Consider the following 18,730-nt stretch of genomic DNA (forward strand, 5'->3'; position numbering starts at 1 on the left):
TCCGCGACCCTACCGAGTCGCGCGCTGGGTGCTCTCGCGGACGACCAGCCGGAATTCCGCCTGCTCCCGGACGGCCTTGCTCCGCGACCCGCCATCGATCTGATCGGCCAGCAGATCGACCGCGCGGGAGGCGATGGCCTCGCGATCCGGCGCGATCGTGGTCAAGGACGGATTGAACGACGGAGAGTAGGGGATGTCATCGAATCCGATCACGCAGACATCGTCGGGGACCCGCAATCCATGGTGGTCCAGAGCTCTCATCGCCCCGAAGGCCACCCAGTCCGTGACCGCGAAGACGCCGTCCGGAGGCTCGTCGACCTCGGCCAGGAGCTTCGTGGTCGCCCGTTCGCCCTCCTCCCCGGAGTTGCCCGTGATCGGGCGCATGAGCTCCGGCAGCAGCGCCAGTTCGGCATCCAGCAGCCCTTCGAAGAACCCTTGGGCGCGCAGATTGCGATGGGTCATGTCCGAGCCGATCATGGCTATCCGTCGACAGCCTGATTCCACGAGGTGCCGCACAGCGAGCTTGCCGGCGCCGATGTTGTCGATCCCGACGTGGGGGACATCGGGGCCGAGACCCCGGTCCCCGAGCGCCACCAAGGGTATGGAGGAGCTGCGCCGGGCGACGTCCTCGGCGCCGAGGCTGTGCAGGCTGACGATGAGGCCGTCGACGCGTTGGGGAAACTGACCTTCCAACGCATCGCGCTCGGCGCGCGAGTCCCCGTCGGTCTGATGTATCAGGACGAACCAGCCGAGCGCCTCGGCCGCCGAGATCACGCGCGCCGCGAGCACGGCGAAGTAGGGCATATCGAGTCTCGGGACCACCAGGGCGATGAAGCCGGAACGTCCTCGTGCGAGACTCCGCGCGGAGAGATTGGGGCGGTAACCGGTTCGCTCGATCGCCGTCAGCACCCGGTCCCGGGTGTCCTCCGAGACGTAGGCGTAGCCGTTGATGACGTTCGATACCGTCTTCATCGAGACCCCGGCGAGCTCGGCGACGTCGACGAGCCGTGGGCGATCCGGAGGGGTGGGGGACACGGTCCCCAGTGTATTGGCGCGCACTGGGCGAGCACGTGTCACCCGTTCAGAGCCGTCCGCGCGAACTCGTGGAATTCTGCCGCAGCCTGGGCCGGTGTGCTCGAACCGAACGCGACGGCCTCATTGAACCTGGGGAACTCGGAGCCCTGGAGCGCCCCGTACCCCGTCGGCCACGGCGCGGGCGGAGGGCCGGTGCGCCCGCGCACGGACTCGACATACGCGATCGCCTTGCCCCCGGCGGAGTCGTCGGGGAGCTCCAGCGCGTCGCGGGCGGCCTGCGACGGGGGCACTCCCAGGGTGACGCCGATGGACGTCGCGGCAGCCGGCTCGTTCAGGAGAAAGTCGATCAGCTCGGCGGCTCCGTCAGGGTTCTTCGCAGAGCTGAGCACACACCACAGATCGAGAGCTTTCAGGAACTGCCCGTCCAGTGCGCCCGCCGTCAGACCGGGCACATCGGCGACCTCCAGCGGATGATCGGGCATCACGGGCTGATAGAAGGTCGCCTGCTGGACCCAGCCGGAGGTGATCACCGCGTTGAGCGTGGCGAACTGTGACTGCTCGAATCCGGAGCTCTCGAGGGTCACTTCGGGTGGCGGAACCGCTCCGTCATCGCGCAGCTCCTGCCACATCGCCCACCACTCCTCGATCACGTCGGCCTCGACCGCCAGGTCCTGCCCATCGAAGAGATCCGTCCCGTGCTGCCGTGCCCAGACTCCGAAGAGCTGCATGTCACCGCCGGAGTCGGTGGCTCCGTACTTGCCGGGGCCCGCGGTCTCTGCGAACTCGCGGCAGAACTCCGTGAAGTCAGTCCACGCCCAGGTCTCGGGCAGGTCGAGCCCGTACTCAGCGGCGAGCTGTGGATTGCGGAAGGTCGCCTGCGTGATCGAGGACTGCCCGACGCCGAACAGTCCGTCATCGGTGCGCCCGCTCTCCCCGGCCTCCTCATCGAGGGCGGTCAGATCGATGGCATCGCCCGCGTACGACTCGAGATCGAGAAGTGCCCCGCGTTCCGCGTACTCCAGGAACCAGCTCATCGACATACGGATCAGGTCGGGGCCCTCGCCGCCGGCCACCTGCGTGGCCAGCTTGTCCCAATAGTCGTCGAACGGCGCCTTCTCCGTCGTCATCTGTAGGTCCGGATGGTCCTGTGAGAAGGCATCGAGGGCCCCTTCCATGCCCTCGTGGACGGGCTGCCCGCCGTACCAGGAGATTCGCAGATCCTGGCTCGAGCCACCGCCCTGGTTCGGGTTGCAGCCCGCGAGCCCAGCGGCGGTGGCGGCGGCTGCGAACGTGCCGAGAAGGGCTCGGCGGCGGAGCGTGGTCATCGTGGACCTCCATTGGTCTTCATCGAAGTCCGAGCGCGGCGGGATCGTCCGGTGCTCGTCGAACGGCAATCTACAGCGCTGTAGATCGGGCGAGCAAGGTGTATCTGGAGGAAGTTTTGCGACCAACCACGGTGCTGCGGTTGCTGTGATGCGTACTGTGAGGCGCTGACCTGCGGGTACGGGTTCGTCTCAAGCCGGTTACGCTCGCATGCTCGTTGCACGACGCGGACACGATGGGATCTGCTGCTTGCCAGCCAGGCCTACAGCGCTGTAACGTCGCGCCGAGCAAATGCCCCGCCGCACATCGGCGGGGCGCGTCGTGAGCAATGAGGCCTTGATGAAGCACCGCGCGTCCCCGAACATCGTCGTCCTGATGACCGACCAGCAGCGCGTCGGCTATACCGCCGGCGAGGGCGGCCCCGACACCATGCCGCGCCTGGACGCTCTCATGGCGGACGGCTGTCGCTTCGAGCGCGCCTACACCAGTTCACCTCTCTGTGTTCCGGCTCGCACGAGCATGTTGACCGGGAGATTCCCCACTGCCCATCGCGTCCGCCAGAACAGCAATGCGAAGCACGCGACGTATGAGCAGGATCTTCTGGACGTCCTCGGCGACGCAGGCTATTCGCTGCACTTCAGCGGAAAGCCGCATATGCATGCCGAGCCGTCGAGGTTCGAGAGCTACTCCGGCCCGTACTTCCACGACGGCGGGCCACGAGATACCGCCGTGCACGAGCAGTTCGATGCCTGGCTGCACGAACTGGACCACGGTGTCGCCGAGGAGCCCACGCCGTTCCCCGTGAGCGCGCAGCTGCCGCACCGCATCGTCGACAGCGCGATCGCCTCCCTCGACGCAGCGCCGAAGGGCAAGCCCTTCTTCCTGTTCGCCTCCTTCCCGGAGCCGCACAACCCCTACCAGGTCCCCGAACCGTATTTCGGCATGTTCGATTCCGAGGTCCCCGAGCGCATCGCGGACGCCGACGATCTTCATCTGCTGGATTGGCGGTTCCGCTGGCTGCGTAATCTCATCGAGGAGAAGCGGCCCGGATACGACGATCTATGGCGGCGGTACCGCTCGAACTACATGGGCATGCTGCGCCTGATCGACGATCAGATCGGCCGGCTCGTGGATCATCTGGCGCCCGTGGCCGAGGACACGATGTTCGTGTTCCTCACCGATCACGGGGACTTCGTCGGCGATTACGGCCTGCAGCGAAAAGGCGCCGCTATGCCTGAGGCCCTCATGCGTATCCCGTTCGCGTTCACCGGGCCGGGAGTGGCCCGGCAGACACGCAGTGAACCGGTCTCCATCGTCGACCTGCTGCCGACTCTTGCAGAGTGCGTGACGGGGGGGATCCCGGTCGGAGTGCAGGGCAGGTCGCTCGCTCCTCTGCTGCGTGGCGACGAGGCGCCCCGCGACGAGTTCGGGAGCATCTACGGCGAACTCGGCTACGGCGGGATCTCTTACGACGAGGACTCCAGGCCACCGTTGCACTTCCCCTACAGCGGCAGGAGATTCGACGAGCTCAACAGCGTGACGATGGGCGGAGAGATGCGGATGCTCGTCGAGGGGCGCCACAAACTCGTCGTCGACGATCGAGGACGGCATTGGCTGTATGACCTGGAGGCGGATCCGGCCGAGCTCCACGACCTCAGCGAGGACGCGCAGTGCCGAGAGCTGCTGTCTGCTATGGATCGGCAACTGGTGCGATGGATGATGCGCGTGGCCGACGATCTGCCGACCGGCAGCTACACCCCACGAACCCGGCCCCACAACTGGCGCTGGGCGTAGGTCGGACTGCGGTAGGAGAGGAGGCCACTGATGAGCGCTGTGGGAGAGCTGACGCAGCTGGCGTCGCGGCGCCGCCAGAAGGGTGGTGCCAAGGAGAAGCACCCCGACAACAAGCCGGCGATGCTGTTCATGCTGCCGTGGTTGCTGGGGTTCCTCGGGATCACGCTGATCCCGATGATCGCCTCGTTCGCCCTGGCCTTCACCGACTACAGCCTGCTGGCGCCGCCGGAGTTCGTGGGACTGGCGAACATCAAGGAGATGATCGGTGATTCGCGCCTGCACAACTCGCTGGTGGTCACGTTCATCTACGTGTTCGTCGGTACGCCGCTGCAGCTGCTGGCGGCGCTGCTGCTGGCGGTGGTGCTGAACCAGGGCATGAAGGCGCTGGCGTTCTACCGCTCGGTGTTCTACCTGCCCTCCCTGCTGGGCGGCTCGGTCGCGATCGCGATCCTGTGGCGCCAGATGTTCGGCGCCAGCGGCCTGGTCAATCAGATCGGGGAGATGCTGGGATTCGAGAACCTGCCCGGCTGGGTGTCCAATCCCGATACGGCGCTGGGCACGATCATCCTGCTGCACGTGTGGACGTTCGGGTCTCCGATGATCATCTTCCTCGCCGGGCTGCGGCAGATCCCGCAGATGTACTACGAGGCGGCCTCGGTCGATGGCGCCTCGAAGGTGGCGCAGTTCTTCCGGATCACGATCCCGCTGCTGACCCCGATCATCTTCTTCAACGTCGTGCTGCAGGTGATCAATGCCTTCCAGTCGTTCACCCAGGCGTTCGTCGTCTCGGGTGGCACCGGTGGGCCGTCGGATTCGACGATGTTCTACACGCTGTATCTCTATCAGAAGGGCTTCGCCCAGTTCGATATGGGGTATGCGTCGGCGATGGCGTGGCTGCTGCTGATCATCGTCGCGATCTTCACGGCGATCAATTTCTTCGTCTCCAAGTTCTGGGTGTTCTACGATGACTGATCTGCAGAGCCGGCCGAGCCCGGCAGCCGCCTCCCGCGATGTCACGGCGTCCGCGCCGATCACCCCGAAGCCCCGTCCCCGGCGGCTGGTCCGCCGCACCCTCAAGCACCTGGTGATGATCGCGGCCAGCTTCGCGATGGTCTATCCGCTGCTGTGGATGGTGGTCTCCTCGCTGCGGCCCAATGACGAGATCTTCCGCAACCCGGGCCTGTTCCCGATCAGCTTCAACACGGAGAACTACGTCGAAGGGTGGAACGCGCTCGCGCAGCCGTTCTCCCACTACCTGATGAACTCGACGCTGCTCGTGCTGGGCTGCGTGATCGGCAATCTGATCGCATGCTCGCTGACGGCCTATGCGTTCGCGCGGCTGCGATTCTGGGGCCGCAACATCGCGTTCGCCATCATGCTGATGACGCTGATGCTGCCGATCCACGTGGTGATCGTGCCGCAGTACATCATGTTCTCCCAGACCGGATGGGTGAACACCCTGCTGCCGCTGATCCTGCCGAAGTTCCTGGCCACCGACGCGTTCTTCGTGTTCCTCATGGTCCAGTTCATCCGCGGCATCCCGCGCGAGCTCGACGAGGCCGCGCGCATCGACGGCTGCGGCCACTTCCGGATCTTCATCCAGGTGATCCTGCCCCTGATGCTGCCGGCACTGGCGACCACGACCATCTTCACGTTCATGTGGATGTGGAACGACTTCTTCGGGTCCCTGATCTACCTCACCACCCCCGAGAACTTCACCGTGCCGCTGGCCCTGCAGTCCTTCCTCGATACGCAGGGCACCTCGAACTGGGGCGCCATGTTCGCGATGTCCATCCTGTCCCTCGTCCCGCTGTTCCTGGTGTTCCTGTTCGGCCAGAGATTCCTGGTCAAGGGATTCGCCACCACCGGCATCAAATAGACCTGGCCGGTCTCTGCAAGGGCGCTGTTGCAGAGACCCTCCGGCGCGCTCACGCGATGCGCGTCCCGCCCGCGCGGTCCTGACCCGCGTCCCGCGAAGTTTTCTGCCGGAGGATTGTCGGAAAAATTCGCCCACTCTAGCGTTTCTCCATGACCCACGACACAGGAGTTCTCGCACCGACGCGGGAAACCCAACGGCCCGACCGTCGGCGGAGCCGTGCGGACGTCGCCGCCGGCACAGGCGCCCCAGCGCAGTGGAGAATTCGTCGATCCGCTGCTCCGGCAGCCGCACGAGCTGAACCACGCCAAGCCCTCGCGCCCCACAGCAAGGAGATCGTCGCATGACGACGCAGGCCACCATCACCCTCTCGACCCGCGAGCGCGCCGAGGTCGACCGCAACGTCTACGGCCACTTCCTCGAATCCGCCTTCTTCGGCAACATCGAGGGCGGCGTCTTCGACGAGGGGTCCCCGCTGTCCGTGACAGGGCAGGGTGCCCTGGACGGGTGCCGCCTCGATGTCATCGAGGCCTGCCGGGAGCTGGGTCTGCCCGTCGTGCGCTGGCCGGGCGGGAACTTCACCTCGGCCTACTGGTGGCGTGACGGGACGGGCCCTCGCGACGAGCGCCCTCGCCGTCTCGAACTGGCCTGGGGGTCCGAGGAGTCGAACCGTTTCGGAACGCCCGAGTTCCTCGCCTGGATCGAGGCCGTCGCGACCGAGGAGGCACCGACCGCGGCGTACCTCCACCACGGGGCGCGCAGCGTCGACGACGCCGTGCGCTGGGTGGAGTACACCAACTACGCGGGACGCACGGAGATGACGGCTCTCCGTGCCGCCGACGGGCACCCCGAACCGTACGACGTGCGGTGGTGGGGTGTCGGCAACGAGATCTACGGGCCGTGGCAGATGGGCCATCGCAGCGTCGAGCGCTACGTCGAGGATGCCCGCGAGCACCTCCGCTTCATGCGGATGGTGGACAGCAGGCTGAAGTTCGTCGGCTGCGGCTGGGAGCGCGAGGAGTACACCGAGAAGGTCATCTCCGGGCTCGGCGGCGAGGTCGACGCCGTCTCCCTGCACCTGTACGGCCTGGACCACCACCTCACGGACCCCTCCGAGGCGGAATTCGACGACATCGTCGCGCAGGCCGTCTATTTCGAGCAGTCGATCGTCGAGTACGCGAACGAGATCGCCTTCGTCGCCGACAGGGCCCACCTGGACAGCGCACCGACGATCGCGATGGACGAGTGGAACAACCGTCACATGGAGTCCGCCGAGCTCAGCGAGCCCGTGCCGGCACCTGAGGGAGGGTTCGCCCCGCACGGGACCGGGGCGATCGAGGACCGCAAACGCGTGAACCGGCACAGCCCACGCACCCTCGCGGATGCCCTCATGTACTCCGGCGTCTTCCACGCTATCCACCGCGCCGCCGGGCACGACGTGCCCGTGACGATGGCCAACGCCGTCAACCTCATCAACGCGAACGGCATCCTGCAGGTGCGCCCGGAGGGCGTGATCCGCACGCCCCTGTTCCACGTCTGGAGCCTCTACCAGCACCTGTTCCAGCCGGTCGCGGTGCGCGCCGACGTCACCGGCCCCGCGACCTGGCGGCAGCTGCGACTGGGCTCGGAGCGCCAGAATGCTCGCGCCTACCCGCGCTACACGCGACCGGCCGCCGTCAGCCACCTCGACGTGAGCGCGTCGACCTCACGGGACGGCCGCACCCTCACGGTCGCGGCGATCAACCGCTCGGCGACCGAGCCCCTCACCGCCCGGATCGCCCGGGAGGACGGGGACCTCCCCGGCGTCGCGACGTGCCACGACCTCGGCGCCTCGGAGACCGACCTGTTCCAGTCGAACACGCTGAGCGAGCCCGACGCCTGCGCCCTGCGGGACCGGGGCGAGGTGACGCTGCACGAGGGGACCTACACCTTCCCCGCCCACAGCGTCACGCTGCTGACCTTCACTCTCTGATCGACAGGAGATTCACCGACGCGACGACGACGTCGCCCCCGCCCCGGCGCAGAAAGCCCGAGGAGCGGAGCACCGAACCACCGGGCCACCCACGGGTGACCCACCGAGACCATCCGTTCCCAGCGACACTCAACGAAGAGGACAGGAACAATGACTCAGAACATCCATGAGGGAACCGCCTCCAGATTCACCCGGCGGCGACTCCTGGGGACCGCAGCCCCGGTCTCGATGGGCGCCCTGCTCGCCGCCTGCACGGGCGGCGGTCAGAGCGCCCAGGAGAGTGCACAGACCAAGGACGGGACCCTGCAGTGGTGGGACCAGTTCAGGCCGCTCACCGACCTCTTCGAGGCGGAGCTGTTCGCCCCGTACACGGAGGAGAACTCCGAGGTCACCATCGAGCGCCGCCAACTGGATGCTGCGGACCTCGGCGAGGCGCTCCAGGTTGCGCGACGCAGCGGCCAGATGCCGGACGTCCACTCGAATGCCGGACTCGGCGCGACCCCCGCCGCTCTCATCGGCCAGGGCTGGTTCCAGCCGATCGGGGACAAGGTCGACGTCGACTCCGGGCCGGTCGGTGCGGAGATCTACGACGGCGTGCACCGATTCGACGGGGACCTGTACACCGTGCCGATGTTCTCCGGGCGCATCCACGACGCGACTCCCTGGGTCAACACGCAGCTCGCGGAGAGGGCGGGGGTCGATCCCGAGACCTCACCGGCGACCTGGGACGAGTTCCGACAAGCGGCGAAGCGGATCGACGAGGCGACGGAGGCCAGCGGCTTCGTGCTCCCGCAGAAGGACACGCAGTTCCTGGACGGTTTCGTGGGCTGGATCGCCCAGTCCGCGGGGGCGCCCGGGGCGATCGACTGGACGACGGGGGAGTACCAGTTCACGACCGCGCCGTACCTCGACGCCATCGAGTTCCTCAAGTCCTTCGCCGACGAGGGCATCATGCATCCGTCCTCGCCGTCGATGGGGCCACGTGATGCCCGCGCGCGCTGGGCCGCGGGCGAGGTCGGCATCTACATGTGGGGCTCGTGGATCATCGGTGGACTCATGGTCGACGAGCCGGAGTCGGTGGAGCGGGGCATCGCGGCCTGGAGCATCCCGCGGCAGGACTCGACACGGCACAAGCTCACGCGAGGCCCCGGGGCGGGACAGTTCTGGGTCAACGCCGATTCCGCCTACGCGCAGGAGGCGGCAGAACTGCTCGCCTTCATGAGCGGCGAGGACTTCCAGGCGAAGCTCGCCGGGGCCATGGACCAGCCTCCCGTCCTCACGGACGCCGTGACGAACGCCGACGTCCATCCCGCCTACGCGCGCATGGTCGAGTACTTCACCGAGGACGTGCGGATCGCCCCCGTCCCGGAGTCGGGCAATCCCGCGATGTGGAAGGTCGTCGCCGAGATGAGCGACATCCATCCCGATGCCGGGGAGATCACCCAGTCCTATCTCTCGGGGGCGACCGACGACCTGCAGGGAGAGCTCACCGCGTACTACGACGCGATGAACACCGAACGGGAGCGGGCCGTCGAGGCCATCGCCGCGCAGGGCGAGGACGTGAGCCTCGAGGACTGGGTGTTCTCCAACTGGGACCGCGAGTCGGACTACACCGCCGATGACTACGCGAGCAGGTGAGCGATGACCTTCGTCTCCACCGACATGACCCGGAGCGCGCCTACGGCCGCGCCCCGCACCCGGAGGTCGCTCCTGCGCCGGGTCCGTGAGCAGTGGTGGGTCTACCTCTTCCTGCTGCCGACCCTGGTCGGCTACGGCCTCTACACCGTCTACCCGCTCGTGGCCAGCTGGGTGTACGCGTTCATGGACTGGCCGGGATTCGCGATGACCGGCACGTTCAACGGACTGGAGAACTTCGTCCGGCTCTGGAACGACCCCCTCTTCTGGAACTCGTTCGGGAAGTCGCTGCTCTTCCTCGTGGTCGCGATGCCGACGCGGGTCATCCTCGCGCTGCTGCTCGCGCTCTGGCTGAACAGCAGGGCGACGCCCTTCAAGGGCGTGTTCCGGACTCTGTTCTTCCTTCCCGTCGTGACCACCGGAGCGATCATCGGCATCGTCTTCACCCTGCTGCTGGACGCGCAGGGACCCCTCAGCCTCTCGCTGGTGGGGGCGGGGCTCATCGAGTCGCCTGTCAACTTCGTGGCCCACCCCGGCACGTCACTGTGGGCGGGGGTCGCGGTGTGGGTGTGGAAGTGGCTCGGCATCACGATGATCTATTGGCTGGCAGCGCTCCAGACCGTGCCCACGGACGTCCACGAGGCCGCCCAGCTCGACGGAGCGAGCTCATGGCAGGAGTTCTGGCGGGTGACCCTGCCCCTGCTGATCCCGTTCCTGATCATCATCACACTGATCGACACGGTCAGCGCCCTGAACGTCTTCGACCTCATGCAGACGATGACCGGCGGCGGGCCGGCCTTCTCCTCCGAGGTGATCGAGATCTTCATCTACCGCACCGCGTTCGCGGCGACCACCCCGCAGCTCGGTTACGCCTCCGCTGCGGCGGTGCTGTTCGGGCTGCTCACCGTGATCCTCGCGATCGTGCAGGCGCTCGGCATCCGCGCGGCCCGCGGCATGATGCCGGGAGGGACGTCATGACGCTCACCGATTCCCGTGTCCCCGTGACGGCACAGTCGCAGGCGCCCGTGCGGCGCCGCCGGCGCCCGGTGAGCGCGCGCCGCCTCGTCACCCTTGCACTGCTGGTACTGATGACGCTGCTGTGGATCTATCCCTTCATCTGGCTCGTCTCGGCATCGCTCAAGCAATCCTCGGAGATCTTCTCCAGCGGGCTGAACCTGATCCCGGAGACCTTCCGCTGGGAGAACTACGCCCGGGCCTGGACCGAGGCGGGCTTCGCGCAGTACTTCCTCAACACCGTGATCATCACCGCGGGCACCATCGTCATCGTGGTGGTGCGGAGCGCCCTGGCGGGGTACGTGCTGGGGCGCTACAGCTTCCCGGGAAAGAAGATCCTCATCGGCATCTTCCTGGTGACGTTCTTCCTCCCGGAGGGCTACACGATCATTCCCGTCACCCAGCTCACCGACCAGCTCGGCCTCCTGAACACACATGCGGGCGTGATCCTGGGTCTCGGCGCCGGGGGCCACATCGCCTCGACACTTCTGTACGCGGGGTTCTTCCGCGGGCTGCCGAAGGAGCTCGAGGAGAGCGCGAAGCTCGACGGGGCGGGCGCGGTCCGCACCTTCTTCCAGGTGATGCTGCCGCTGTCGTGGCCGATCACCGCCACCGTCACGATCCTGACCTTCCTCGCGGCGTGGAACGCCTATCTGCTGCCGCTGGTCTTCACGCTCAGCACGCCGGATCTGCAGACCCTCGCGATCGGCATGACCTCCTTCGTCAGCGACTACGGCCAGGACTGGTCGGGGATGGCGGCGGGGGCCGTGATCTCCCTGGTTCCCGTGGTGATCGTGTTCGTGATCCTGCAGAAGAAGTTCGTCGACTCCATCGCAGGCGCGGTGAAACAGTGACCCCCACGGAAAGGATGGCCATGCCACGGCCGAACATCCTGCTCATCTCGACCGACCAGCAGCGCTATGACATGGTGGCGGCGGCGGGCAACCCGGCGGTGAGCACCCCGCACCTCGACCGGCTCGCCGCGCAGGGTGCGCTGTTCGAGAACTGCTACGTGCAGAACCCGGTGTGCTCCCCCTCGCGCGCCAGCCTCATGACGAGCACCTACGTCTCCTCCCACGGCCTGTACGAGAACGGCGTCGACATCGCCCCGGACACCCGCGTGTTCTCGAAGGATCTGGCCGAGGTCGGGTACGACTGCGCCCTGGTGGGGAAGTTCCACCTCCATTCCTGCTACCACGGCCGCACCGAGCCGCGCCTGGACGACGGCTTCCGGGTCTTCCGCTGGGCGCACGATCCCTACCCGGGCTCCAGCGAGAACGCCTACCACCGCTGGCTGCGGGCGAGCAGGCCGGAGCTGTACGAGCGGGCGCTGGCGGAGAACGGCCTGTTCGACACGATTCCCACCGAGGCGCACTACAGCCGCTGGATCGCGGAGGAGACCATCTCCTTCCTCCGCACCGACCGACGGGAGGAGCAGCCCTTCTTCTTCGTGGCGAACTTCTTCGACCCGCACCACGGCTTCGGCGCACCGGAGGAGTACCTCCGCCGCTACGACGACGTGGAGCTGCCACCCGTGAACACCCGCGAGGGGGAGCTCGAAGACAAGCCCGAGATCCAGCGCCTGACCTCCGAGCACCGCGGTGGCGGGATGCCCAGCTACGTCGAGCACACCGACGCGGAGCTGGACGAGGTGCGGCGGGCCTACTACGCGATGGTGAGCCTGGTCGACGACGAGGTGGGACGGATCCTCGCCGTGCTCGAGGAGGAGGGCCTCGCGGAGAACACGATCGTGGTGTTCACCAGCGACCACGGCGAGCTGCTCGGCGACCATCAGCTGATGCGCAAGGGCCCGTTCCTCTACGACTGCTCGGTGAAGGTGCCGCTGATCATCCGCTGGCCGGGCGTGGTCCCGGAGGGCACGCGCAGGCATGAGCTGGTGCAGTGGGTGGATCTGGCCCCCACCTTCCTCGAGGCCGCGGGCATCGAGCTACCTCGCGCGATGCAGGGGGAGAGCCTGCTGCCCCTGGTGCGCGGGGAGCAGGTGGACTGGCGGGACTGGGCGCTCAGCCAGTACCGCTCCAGCGGGGACCCCGCGAACCCCGCGGCGCACCTGACGATGCTGCGCCATGACCGGTGGAAGCTGATCGCCCACCACGGGGCTCCCAGCACGCCGCGCGAGCGCACCGGGGAGCTGTACGACCTCGAGACCGATCCGGGGGAACTGGTGAACCTGTGGGCCGACGACGCGCATCGCGGGGTCCGGCTCGACCTCATGGAGCGGCTCCTGGACGTGCTGGCGGGGGTGGAGGACCGAAGGCAGGTGCAGTTGGCGCCGTGGTGAGCGGGGGATCGCCGCACCGTTCGCCATGGTGCTGCGGATGCTCAGCACTCGGGTCTCGGATTGCGTCGCTGTTCCGGTTTCGGGGAGGGGTGCTGCCACAAAGCGCCGGACGGGCACCCCTCAGACGAGCCCCAGCGTCCGCTCGAGGAAGCCGTTGCGGAACGTCCCGCCCGGGTCCGCGGCCTCGGCGAGACGGCGGAAGTCCGCCAGGCGCGGATAGTGCGCCCGGATCTCAGCACCCTCGAGCGAGAACCACTTGCCCCAGTGCGGGCGCGGTGAGAAGGGCGCGAGCGCAGCCTCGACCACGGGGAGCACCTCCAGCACCGACTCGGCGTCGTTCGCCCAGGTGAAGTGGATCCCCAGGGAGTCCCGCCCGTGAGACGGGCTCAGCCAGAGATCGTCGGCCGCGACCGTGCGCAGCTCCGAGACCAGCACCAGGTGCGCGAAGCGCTCCGCGCAGGCGCGCAGCGCCGCGAGGGCCTCCGTCCCGTGGCGGCGGTCCACGAAGTACTCGGTCTGGATCTCGTCGCCGCGGCTCGGGTTCGCGTCCGGCCGGAAATGGGGCAGCCGTTGCCACCACGGGCCGGGCACGCCGCCCTGGACGGTCTGATGGGGGAACTGCCCCTCGGCGACCTCGCCGGGGGCGCTCAGCGCCCAGCGCGCACCGTATCGCGCAGGGTCCAGGGTCCCGTCCCAGTGGTCCGTGCGGGACTTCAGCCACACCTTCCCGGCACGCTCGGTCGAGCTCCAGTCCGGCATGATCGAGACGCTGTAGGCGGCGGTCATGATGTCCTCGACGCCCTCGAGCAGCGACGACCACGGCAGATCGAACCAGACGTCCTGGCGGACCTCGAAGGAGGGCACGAGGTCGAGGGTCAGGGCCGTCGTGATGCCGAGTGCGCCGAGCGCGAGCACCCGGCCGGCGAAGTCGGGATCGGACTCGCGGGTGCGGCGACGCAGCTCGCCGTCCGCCTCGACGGTCTCGATCGCGCGCACGGCGGCGGACAGGTTCTGATGGCCCACCCCGGAGCCATGGGTCCCGGTGGAGACGGCACCGGCGACCGAGATGTGGGGGAGCGACCCCATGTTGGCCAGTGCCCACCTCGTCGGACCCAGCTGTGCGGCGAGGCGGCCGTAGGAGGTCCCGCCGGAGACGGTGACGGTGCCGGCGTCATCGTCGAGCTCGAACCGCTCCGGCAGGCCCAGCACGCTGACCAGGCTGCCGTCGGTGTCCGCGATGTCGTTGAAGGAGTGGCGGGTGCCGAGGGCCCGGATCCGGGAGGAGGCGGCGACGGTCACCTGCAGCTGCTCCACCGTGCTCGGCACCAGCAGTTCCCCTGCGGTGAAGGAGTGGCAGCCGGACCAGGTGGAGCCGGCGGCCTCCCGCTGCACCGGCCGGGGTGGCGGAGTCGATGCCTCGAGCCTCATCGGGCCTCCACCTCCCGGGTGCCGCCGGCGGTTGTCGACGGCTCGCCGTCACGGTCCGCCAGATCGGTGCGGTACGTCTCGCCGGCCCACCAGATGCACAGCGCACTGATACCGCAGGCGAGGATCAGGTACGCGCCGGCAGGCCACCAGGAGCCGGCCAGGGCCGTCAGGCCCACCGCGATCGCCGGGGTCGGTCCGCCGCCGATCAGCGCGGAGCCCTGATAGACGATGCCGAGGCCCGTGTAGCGCACACGGGTGCCGAACAGCTCGGCGAACAGGGCGCTCTGGATGGAGAACATGAGCCCGGTCCCGAAGGCGTGGACGAGGATGATGATCGCCCAGGTGGACAGCGCGTTGCCGAGCGAGATCACCGGGAAGTACAGCAGCCCGCCGCCGATCGCGCAGATCACGATGCCGGTGAGGTAGACGGGCCGGCGGCCGAAGCGGTCCGAGACCCTCCCCGCCGCGGGCAGGACGAACAGCTGGACCGCAGCGGAGATCACGAACCCGGTGAGGATCAGGCCGCTGTCCATCCCCAGGGTGCTCGTCACCCAGGAGACGGCGAACACGTTGATGATGTTGAAGGTCACCGCATCGGCCATGCGGGCACCGATCCCGATCAGCACCACCTTCGGCTGCTCGACCAGCAGCGCGAACAGAGGGGCGCGCTTCTGCGCGGTGCTGTCCTCGGTGAACGCCGCGGTCTCCGGCAGGTGCTTGCGGATGTAGAAGCCCAGCAGCAGGAACGGGCCGCTGAGAAGGAACGGGATGCGCCAGCCCCAGCTGAACAGCGCCTCGACCGGCAGCATCGTCACGACCGCGAAGATGCCGGTGGAGGCCAGCAGGGCGGCGGGGGTGCCGAGCTGGTGGAAGCTGCCGGCGAGGCCTCGTCCTCCCCGGGGCGCGTTCTCGAGCGCGAGCAGCGAGCCGCCGCCGTATTCGCCGCCGATGCCGATGCCCTGCACGAGGCGGAGGGCGATCAGCAGTGTCGCTCCGAGGCCTCCCGCGACCGCGTACGAGGGGAGCAGGCCCATCAGGAAGGTGCCACCGCCGATCAGGAAGACGGTGATCAGCAGGACGGGCTTGCGGCCGATCCGGTCACCGAAGTGCCCGAAGATGATTGCGCCCAGCGGCCTGGTCAGGAAGGCCACGGCGAAGGTGCCGAAGGACTGGAGGAGGGCGACCGTGGGGGAGGCGTTGGAGAAGAAGACCTGGGGGAACACGAGCGCGGCGGCGGTCCCGTAGATCCAGAAGTCGTACCACTCCAGGAAGGCGCCGGTGAAGGCTGCGAAGGTGGCCCGTCGGGAGGTGACCGAGGGGGTGGGGGCAGTGGGGGATGCGGACATCGTCGTCGACCTGCTTTCGTGTCAGGACCCGCCACGGTCCGTGGGGGCCGCCGCGACGGCTGTACCGCTCGCGACCCCTGGGACGGTAGGAACGCAAGTTTTTTCCGGCAAGACTCTGACGGAAAACTTCCGTCGCGCGACCCTGGAAATTCGAAATTTTTTCCGTCGGAAGGTTGTCGGAAAAAAGCCGCGTGCCTAGCCTGACCGCATGTCCACACCCGAAGGCGGCCAGGTGCTCGTGCGATGGCGGCACGAGGAGCGAGTGCTCGCCGTGCTCCGCGAACGGGGCGCCCTGCGCCGCGCGGAGCTGGCGGCACAGGTTGGACTCTCCCGCACCACTCTCTCCGACATCGTCGGGGGCCTGCTGCGGCGTGGAGCGGTGCAGGTGGTCGCCACCGACGCGGGATCCCGGCAGGGCTCGGGCCGGCCGGCCGAACTGATCGCGCTCGACCCGCGCTCGGGCCAGTACCTCGGGATGGATTTCGCGCACGCGGCGGTGCACGTCGCGGTCGTCGACGCCAGCTACGAGATCATCGCCGCCCAGCACCGGCCGCTCGGCACCGGCGCCCCGTGGGAGGAACGCATCGCCGCCGCCCTCGCGCTCGTCGACGAGATGGAGCAGGGCGGCACCCGCTTCGGGGAACTCCAGGGCGTCGGCGTGGGACTGCCCGGACCGTACTCGCCGTCCTGGAGCGGGAATCACTCCGTGGCCCGCGAGGCCTCCGCCCGTGCTCGCCGCGCCGTCGAGAGCGCCGTGCGCGAACGGTTCGGGTTCACCCCGCTGTTGGACACCAACACACGGCTCGCCGCCCTGGCCGAAGCGGTTCACCGGGACACGGTCGATGACGACCTCGTCTACCTGCGGATCGCCGCCGGGATCGGCGGCGGGGTGGTGGTGGGCGGCCGCCTCGTGCACGGGGACCGCGGCCTCTCGGGCGAGCTGGGGCATGTGAGCGTCCGACGGGACGGCGTGGCCTGCCGCTGCGGCAAGCGCGGCTGCCTGGAGACCGTCGCCTCCGTCCCCGCCGTGCTCGAGACCTGCCGCGAGCGCGGGCTCGCCCTGAACGACCTCGCCGATCTCGAGCGCGCGGTCGAGCGCGCCGAGCCGATCCTCGAGGAGGTCCTGCGTGAGGCGGGGACCGTCGTGGGGCAGGTGCTCGCCGGCACGATCCTCGCACTGAACCCGGCGGACATCGTGGTGGGCGGGACGCTGCCGCGGATCGCTCCGGTGTTCGTGCAGCAGGTGGCCTCGACGATCACGTTCGAGGTCCACACGATCGACGGCGCCCGCCCCCACGTGCGCGTCTCCGAACTGGGCGACTCCGGTGGGGCCTCGGGCGCGATTCTCGCCCTGGTCCATCGCACCTCCCTGCTCGCCGACTATCCCGGAGCGCGCAGCACGCCCTCCGTCCCCCGACTCCGAAGGAGCCCCGCATGACCGACGGCCAGCGGACCAACATCCTCTTCCTCATGACCGATCAGCACCGGACCGACACCCTCGGCGCCTACGGGAACCCCTGCGGGAGCACGCCCGTGCTCGATGATCTCGCCCGCACCGGCACCCGCTTCGACCGCTGGTACACCCCCACCGCGATCTGCACCCCCGCCCGGGTCAGCCTGCTGACCGGCCAGGCGCCGTTCCGGCACCGGGTGCTGGCCAACCGCGAGCGGAACGTCGGCTACCTCGAGGATCTCGACCCGGGCACGTTCACCTTCGTCGACGCCCTGCGCGATCACGGCTACAACACCGGGCTGGTGGGGAAGTGGCACGCCGGGGCGCAGCAGGAGGCGCGTGACGCCGGCTTCGACGGCCCGGAGCTGCCCGGCTCCGCCTGGCACAACCCCGTGGAGGCGCAGGACTACCTCGATCACCTCGCCGAGCACGGACTGCCGCCGTACGAGATCAGCGACCGCATCCGCGGAACCCTCCCCAACGGCGGCCCGGGGAATCTGCTCGCGGCGCGTCTGCACCAGCCGCTCGAGGCGACCTTCGAGCACTATCTCGCGACCCGCACCATCGAGCTGCTCGAGACCTACGCCGAGGACCTCCGGCGCGGCGAGACGCCGTTCTTCCTCCAGCTCAACTTCTTCGGTCCCCACCTGCCCTACGTGCTGCCCGATGAGTACTTCGACCTGATCGACCCCTCCCAGGTGGAGCTTCCCCGCTCCATCGCGGAGACCTTCGCGGCCAAGCCGCCGGTGCAGGCCAACTACAGCGCGCACTGGACCTTCGACACCATGCCGATCGAGACCACGCGCAAGCTCATCGCCGTCTACTGGGGCTACGTGGCGATGATCGATCACGAGATCGGCCGCGTGATGGAGGCGCTGGAGCGCCTGGGACTCACGGACGAGACCGCGGTGTTCTTCAGCAGCGACCACGGCGAGTTCACCGGGTCTCACCGTCTGCACGACAAGGGCCCTGCGATGTACGAGGACATCTACCGCACCGCGGGGCTTCTCCGGGTTCCGGGCGGGGCAGCGGGCCAGGTGCGCGAGGAGTTCGTCAGCCTCCTGGACTGCACCGCGACGATCCTGGACCTCGCCGGCCTGGACCCCTCTCCCGCGGTGGATTCCCGCAGTCTGCTGCCCCTGGCGCGCGGGGAGCATCCTGAGTGGGACGAGGACATCGTCTGCGAGTTCCACGGACACCACTTCCCGTACCCCCAGCGGATGCTCCGCACCGACCGCTACAAGCTGGTGGTCAATCCGGACTCCGTCAACGAGCTCTACGATCTGCACACCGATCCGGACGAGTTGCTGAACGTGCACGGCCATCCGGAGATGGCTGAGGTGCGCAGGAAGCTCACCACGAGGCTCTACCGGCGCCTGCGCGATCGCGGCGACAATTTCTACCACTGGATGACGACGATGTTCGAGGTGGGCGAGGTCGATTACGACCCCACTCAGTCGGGCCTGGACGAGTCGACCTATGCGGCCGAGGCGCGCTGAAGGCGGGACAGTGTCCGCTGGCGCCGCCGTCCGCCGCGGCTCACCCCGCCGGA

Annotated in this window: 14 protein-coding genes; 10 read left to right on the forward strand and 4 right to left on the reverse strand. The window is 68.3% G+C overall.

Annotated features, from left to right (window positions below):
- Nucleotides 1-9 precede the first annotated feature (9 nt).
- Nucleotides 10-1,035, reverse strand: coding sequence for a LacI family DNA-binding transcriptional regulator (locus AC5020_RS01600; protein ID WP_464986959.1), 1,026 nt, complete (start codon nt 1,033-1,035; stop codon nt 10-12).
- A 38-nt stretch (nt 1,036-1,073) separates the two neighbouring features.
- A complete protein-coding gene (locus AC5020_RS01605; protein ID WP_464986960.1) occupies nt 1,074-2,360 on the reverse strand; it encodes an ABC transporter substrate-binding protein in 1,287 nt (428 codons plus the stop codon).
- Nucleotides 2,361-2,697: 337 nt separating this feature from the next.
- On the opposite strand from AC5020_RS01605, the gene AC5020_RS01610 reads away from it, so the two are divergent.
- The 8 genes from AC5020_RS01610 (at nt 2,698) to AC5020_RS01645 (ending at nt 12,951) form a co-directional block, all read left to right on the forward strand.
- Nucleotides 2,698-4,152, forward strand: a complete 1,455-nt coding sequence (locus AC5020_RS01610; protein ID WP_464986961.1) for a sulfatase-like hydrolase/transferase — start codon at nt 2,698-2,700, stop codon at nt 4,150-4,152.
- Nucleotides 4,153-4,182: 30 nt separating this feature from the next.
- The gene (locus AC5020_RS01615; RefSeq protein WP_464986962.1) at nt 4,183-5,124 is read left to right on the forward strand and encodes a carbohydrate ABC transporter permease; all 942 of its coding nucleotides are present in this window, start codon (nt 4,183-4,185) and stop codon (nt 5,122-5,124) included.
- Nucleotides 5,117-6,031 carry a carbohydrate ABC transporter permease gene (locus tag AC5020_RS01620; protein ID WP_464986963.1) on the forward strand — a complete coding sequence of 305 codons (915 nt, stop codon included), beginning with the start codon at nt 5,117-5,119 and terminating at the stop codon, nt 6,029-6,031. The genes AC5020_RS01615 and AC5020_RS01620 overlap by 8 nt, the downstream gene beginning before the upstream one ends.
- Nucleotides 6,032-6,371: 340 nt before the next feature.
- Nucleotides 6,372-8,000 carry an alpha-L-arabinofuranosidase family protein gene (locus AC5020_RS01625; protein WP_464986964.1) on the forward strand — a complete coding sequence of 543 codons (1,629 nt, stop codon included), beginning with the start codon at nt 6,372-6,374 and terminating at the stop codon, nt 7,998-8,000.
- 150 nt (nt 8,001-8,150) lie between these two features.
- Entirely contained in the window at nt 8,151-9,638 is a 1,488-nt protein-coding gene (locus tag AC5020_RS01630; protein ID WP_464986965.1) for an ABC transporter substrate-binding protein, read from the forward strand.
- A gap of 3 nt (nt 9,639-9,641) precedes the next feature.
- Nucleotides 9,642-10,613, forward strand: a complete 972-nt coding sequence (locus AC5020_RS01635; RefSeq protein WP_464986966.1) for a carbohydrate ABC transporter permease — start codon at nt 9,642-9,644, stop codon at nt 10,611-10,613.
- On the forward strand, nt 10,610-11,503 hold the full coding sequence (locus AC5020_RS01640; RefSeq protein WP_464986967.1) for a carbohydrate ABC transporter permease: 894 nt from the start codon (nt 10,610-10,612) through the stop codon (nt 11,501-11,503). Before AC5020_RS01635 ends, AC5020_RS01640 begins: the two co-directional genes overlap by 4 nt.
- Before the next feature lie 20 nt (nt 11,504-11,523).
- Nucleotides 11,524-12,951, forward strand: a complete 1,428-nt coding sequence (locus AC5020_RS01645) for a sulfatase family protein (RefSeq protein ID WP_464986968.1) — start codon at nt 11,524-11,526, stop codon at nt 12,949-12,951.
- Nucleotides 12,952-13,071: 120 nt separating this feature from the next.
- On the opposite strand, the gene AC5020_RS01650 is transcribed toward AC5020_RS01645, so the two are convergent.
- Entirely contained in the window at nt 13,072-14,379 is a 1,308-nt protein-coding gene (locus AC5020_RS01650) for a D-arabinono-1,4-lactone oxidase (protein ID WP_464986969.1), read from the reverse strand.
- Complete coding sequence (locus tag AC5020_RS01655) at nt 14,376-15,725, reverse strand: MFS transporter (RefSeq protein ID WP_464986970.1); 1,350 nt, start codon at nt 15,723-15,725, stop codon at nt 14,376-14,378. The genes AC5020_RS01650 and AC5020_RS01655 overlap by 4 nt, the downstream gene beginning before the upstream one ends.
- A 208-nt stretch (nt 15,726-15,933) precedes the next feature.
- On the opposite strand from AC5020_RS01655, the gene AC5020_RS01660 reads away from it, so the two are divergent.
- Together AC5020_RS01660 and AC5020_RS01665 are read left to right on the forward strand one after the other, a co-directional pair.
- On the forward strand, nt 15,934-17,163 hold the full coding sequence (locus AC5020_RS01660; RefSeq protein ID WP_464986971.1) for an ROK family transcriptional regulator: 1,230 nt from the start codon (nt 15,934-15,936) through the stop codon (nt 17,161-17,163).
- On the forward strand, nt 17,160-18,677 hold the full coding sequence (locus AC5020_RS01665; protein WP_464986972.1) for a sulfatase family protein: 1,518 nt from the start codon (nt 17,160-17,162) through the stop codon (nt 18,675-18,677). Before AC5020_RS01660 ends, AC5020_RS01665 begins: the two co-directional genes overlap by 4 nt.
- Nucleotides 18,678-18,730 lie beyond the last annotated feature (53 nt).

The organism is Brachybacterium sp. SYSU DS0246 (genome assembly GCF_059391765.1).

Excerpts from the sequence above, each read along its gene's own strand:
- AC5020_RS01620 (WP_464986963.1), top strand. The coding sequence starts at position 5,117 with ATGACTGATCTGCAGAGCCGGCCGAGCCCGGCAGCCGCCTCCCGCGAT.
- AC5020_RS01645 (WP_464986968.1), top strand. The coding sequence starts at position 11,524 with ATGCCACGGCCGAACATCCTGCTCATCTCGACCGACCAGCAGCGCTAT.
- AC5020_RS01605 (WP_464986960.1), bottom strand. The coding sequence starts at position 2,360 with ATGACCACGCTCCGCCGCCGAGCCCTTCTCGGCACGTTCGCAGCCGCC.
- AC5020_RS01640 (WP_464986967.1), top strand. The coding sequence starts at position 10,610 with ATGACGCTCACCGATTCCCGTGTCCCCGTGACGGCACAGTCGCAGGCG.
- AC5020_RS01625 (WP_464986964.1), top strand. The coding sequence starts at position 6,372 with ATGACGACGCAGGCCACCATCACCCTCTCGACCCGCGAGCGCGCCGAG.
- AC5020_RS01655 (WP_464986970.1), bottom strand. The coding sequence starts at position 15,725 with ATGTCCGCATCCCCCACTGCCCCCACCCCCTCGGTCACCTCCCGACGG.
- AC5020_RS01615 (WP_464986962.1), top strand. The coding sequence starts at position 4,183 with ATGAGCGCTGTGGGAGAGCTGACGCAGCTGGCGTCGCGGCGCCGCCAG.
- AC5020_RS01665 (WP_464986972.1), top strand. The coding sequence starts at position 17,160 with ATGACCGACGGCCAGCGGACCAACATCCTCTTCCTCATGACCGATCAG.
- AC5020_RS01650 (WP_464986969.1), bottom strand. The coding sequence starts at position 14,379 with ATGAGGCTCGAGGCATCGACTCCGCCACCCCGGCCGGTGCAGCGGGAG.
- AC5020_RS01635 (WP_464986966.1), top strand. The coding sequence starts at position 9,642 with ATGACCTTCGTCTCCACCGACATGACCCGGAGCGCGCCTACGGCCGCG.
- AC5020_RS01630 (WP_464986965.1), top strand. The coding sequence starts at position 8,151 with ATGACTCAGAACATCCATGAGGGAACCGCCTCCAGATTCACCCGGCGG.
- AC5020_RS01610 (WP_464986961.1), top strand. The coding sequence starts at position 2,698 with ATGAAGCACCGCGCGTCCCCGAACATCGTCGTCCTGATGACCGACCAG.
- AC5020_RS01660 (WP_464986971.1), top strand. The coding sequence starts at position 15,934 with ATGTCCACACCCGAAGGCGGCCAGGTGCTCGTGCGATGGCGGCACGAG.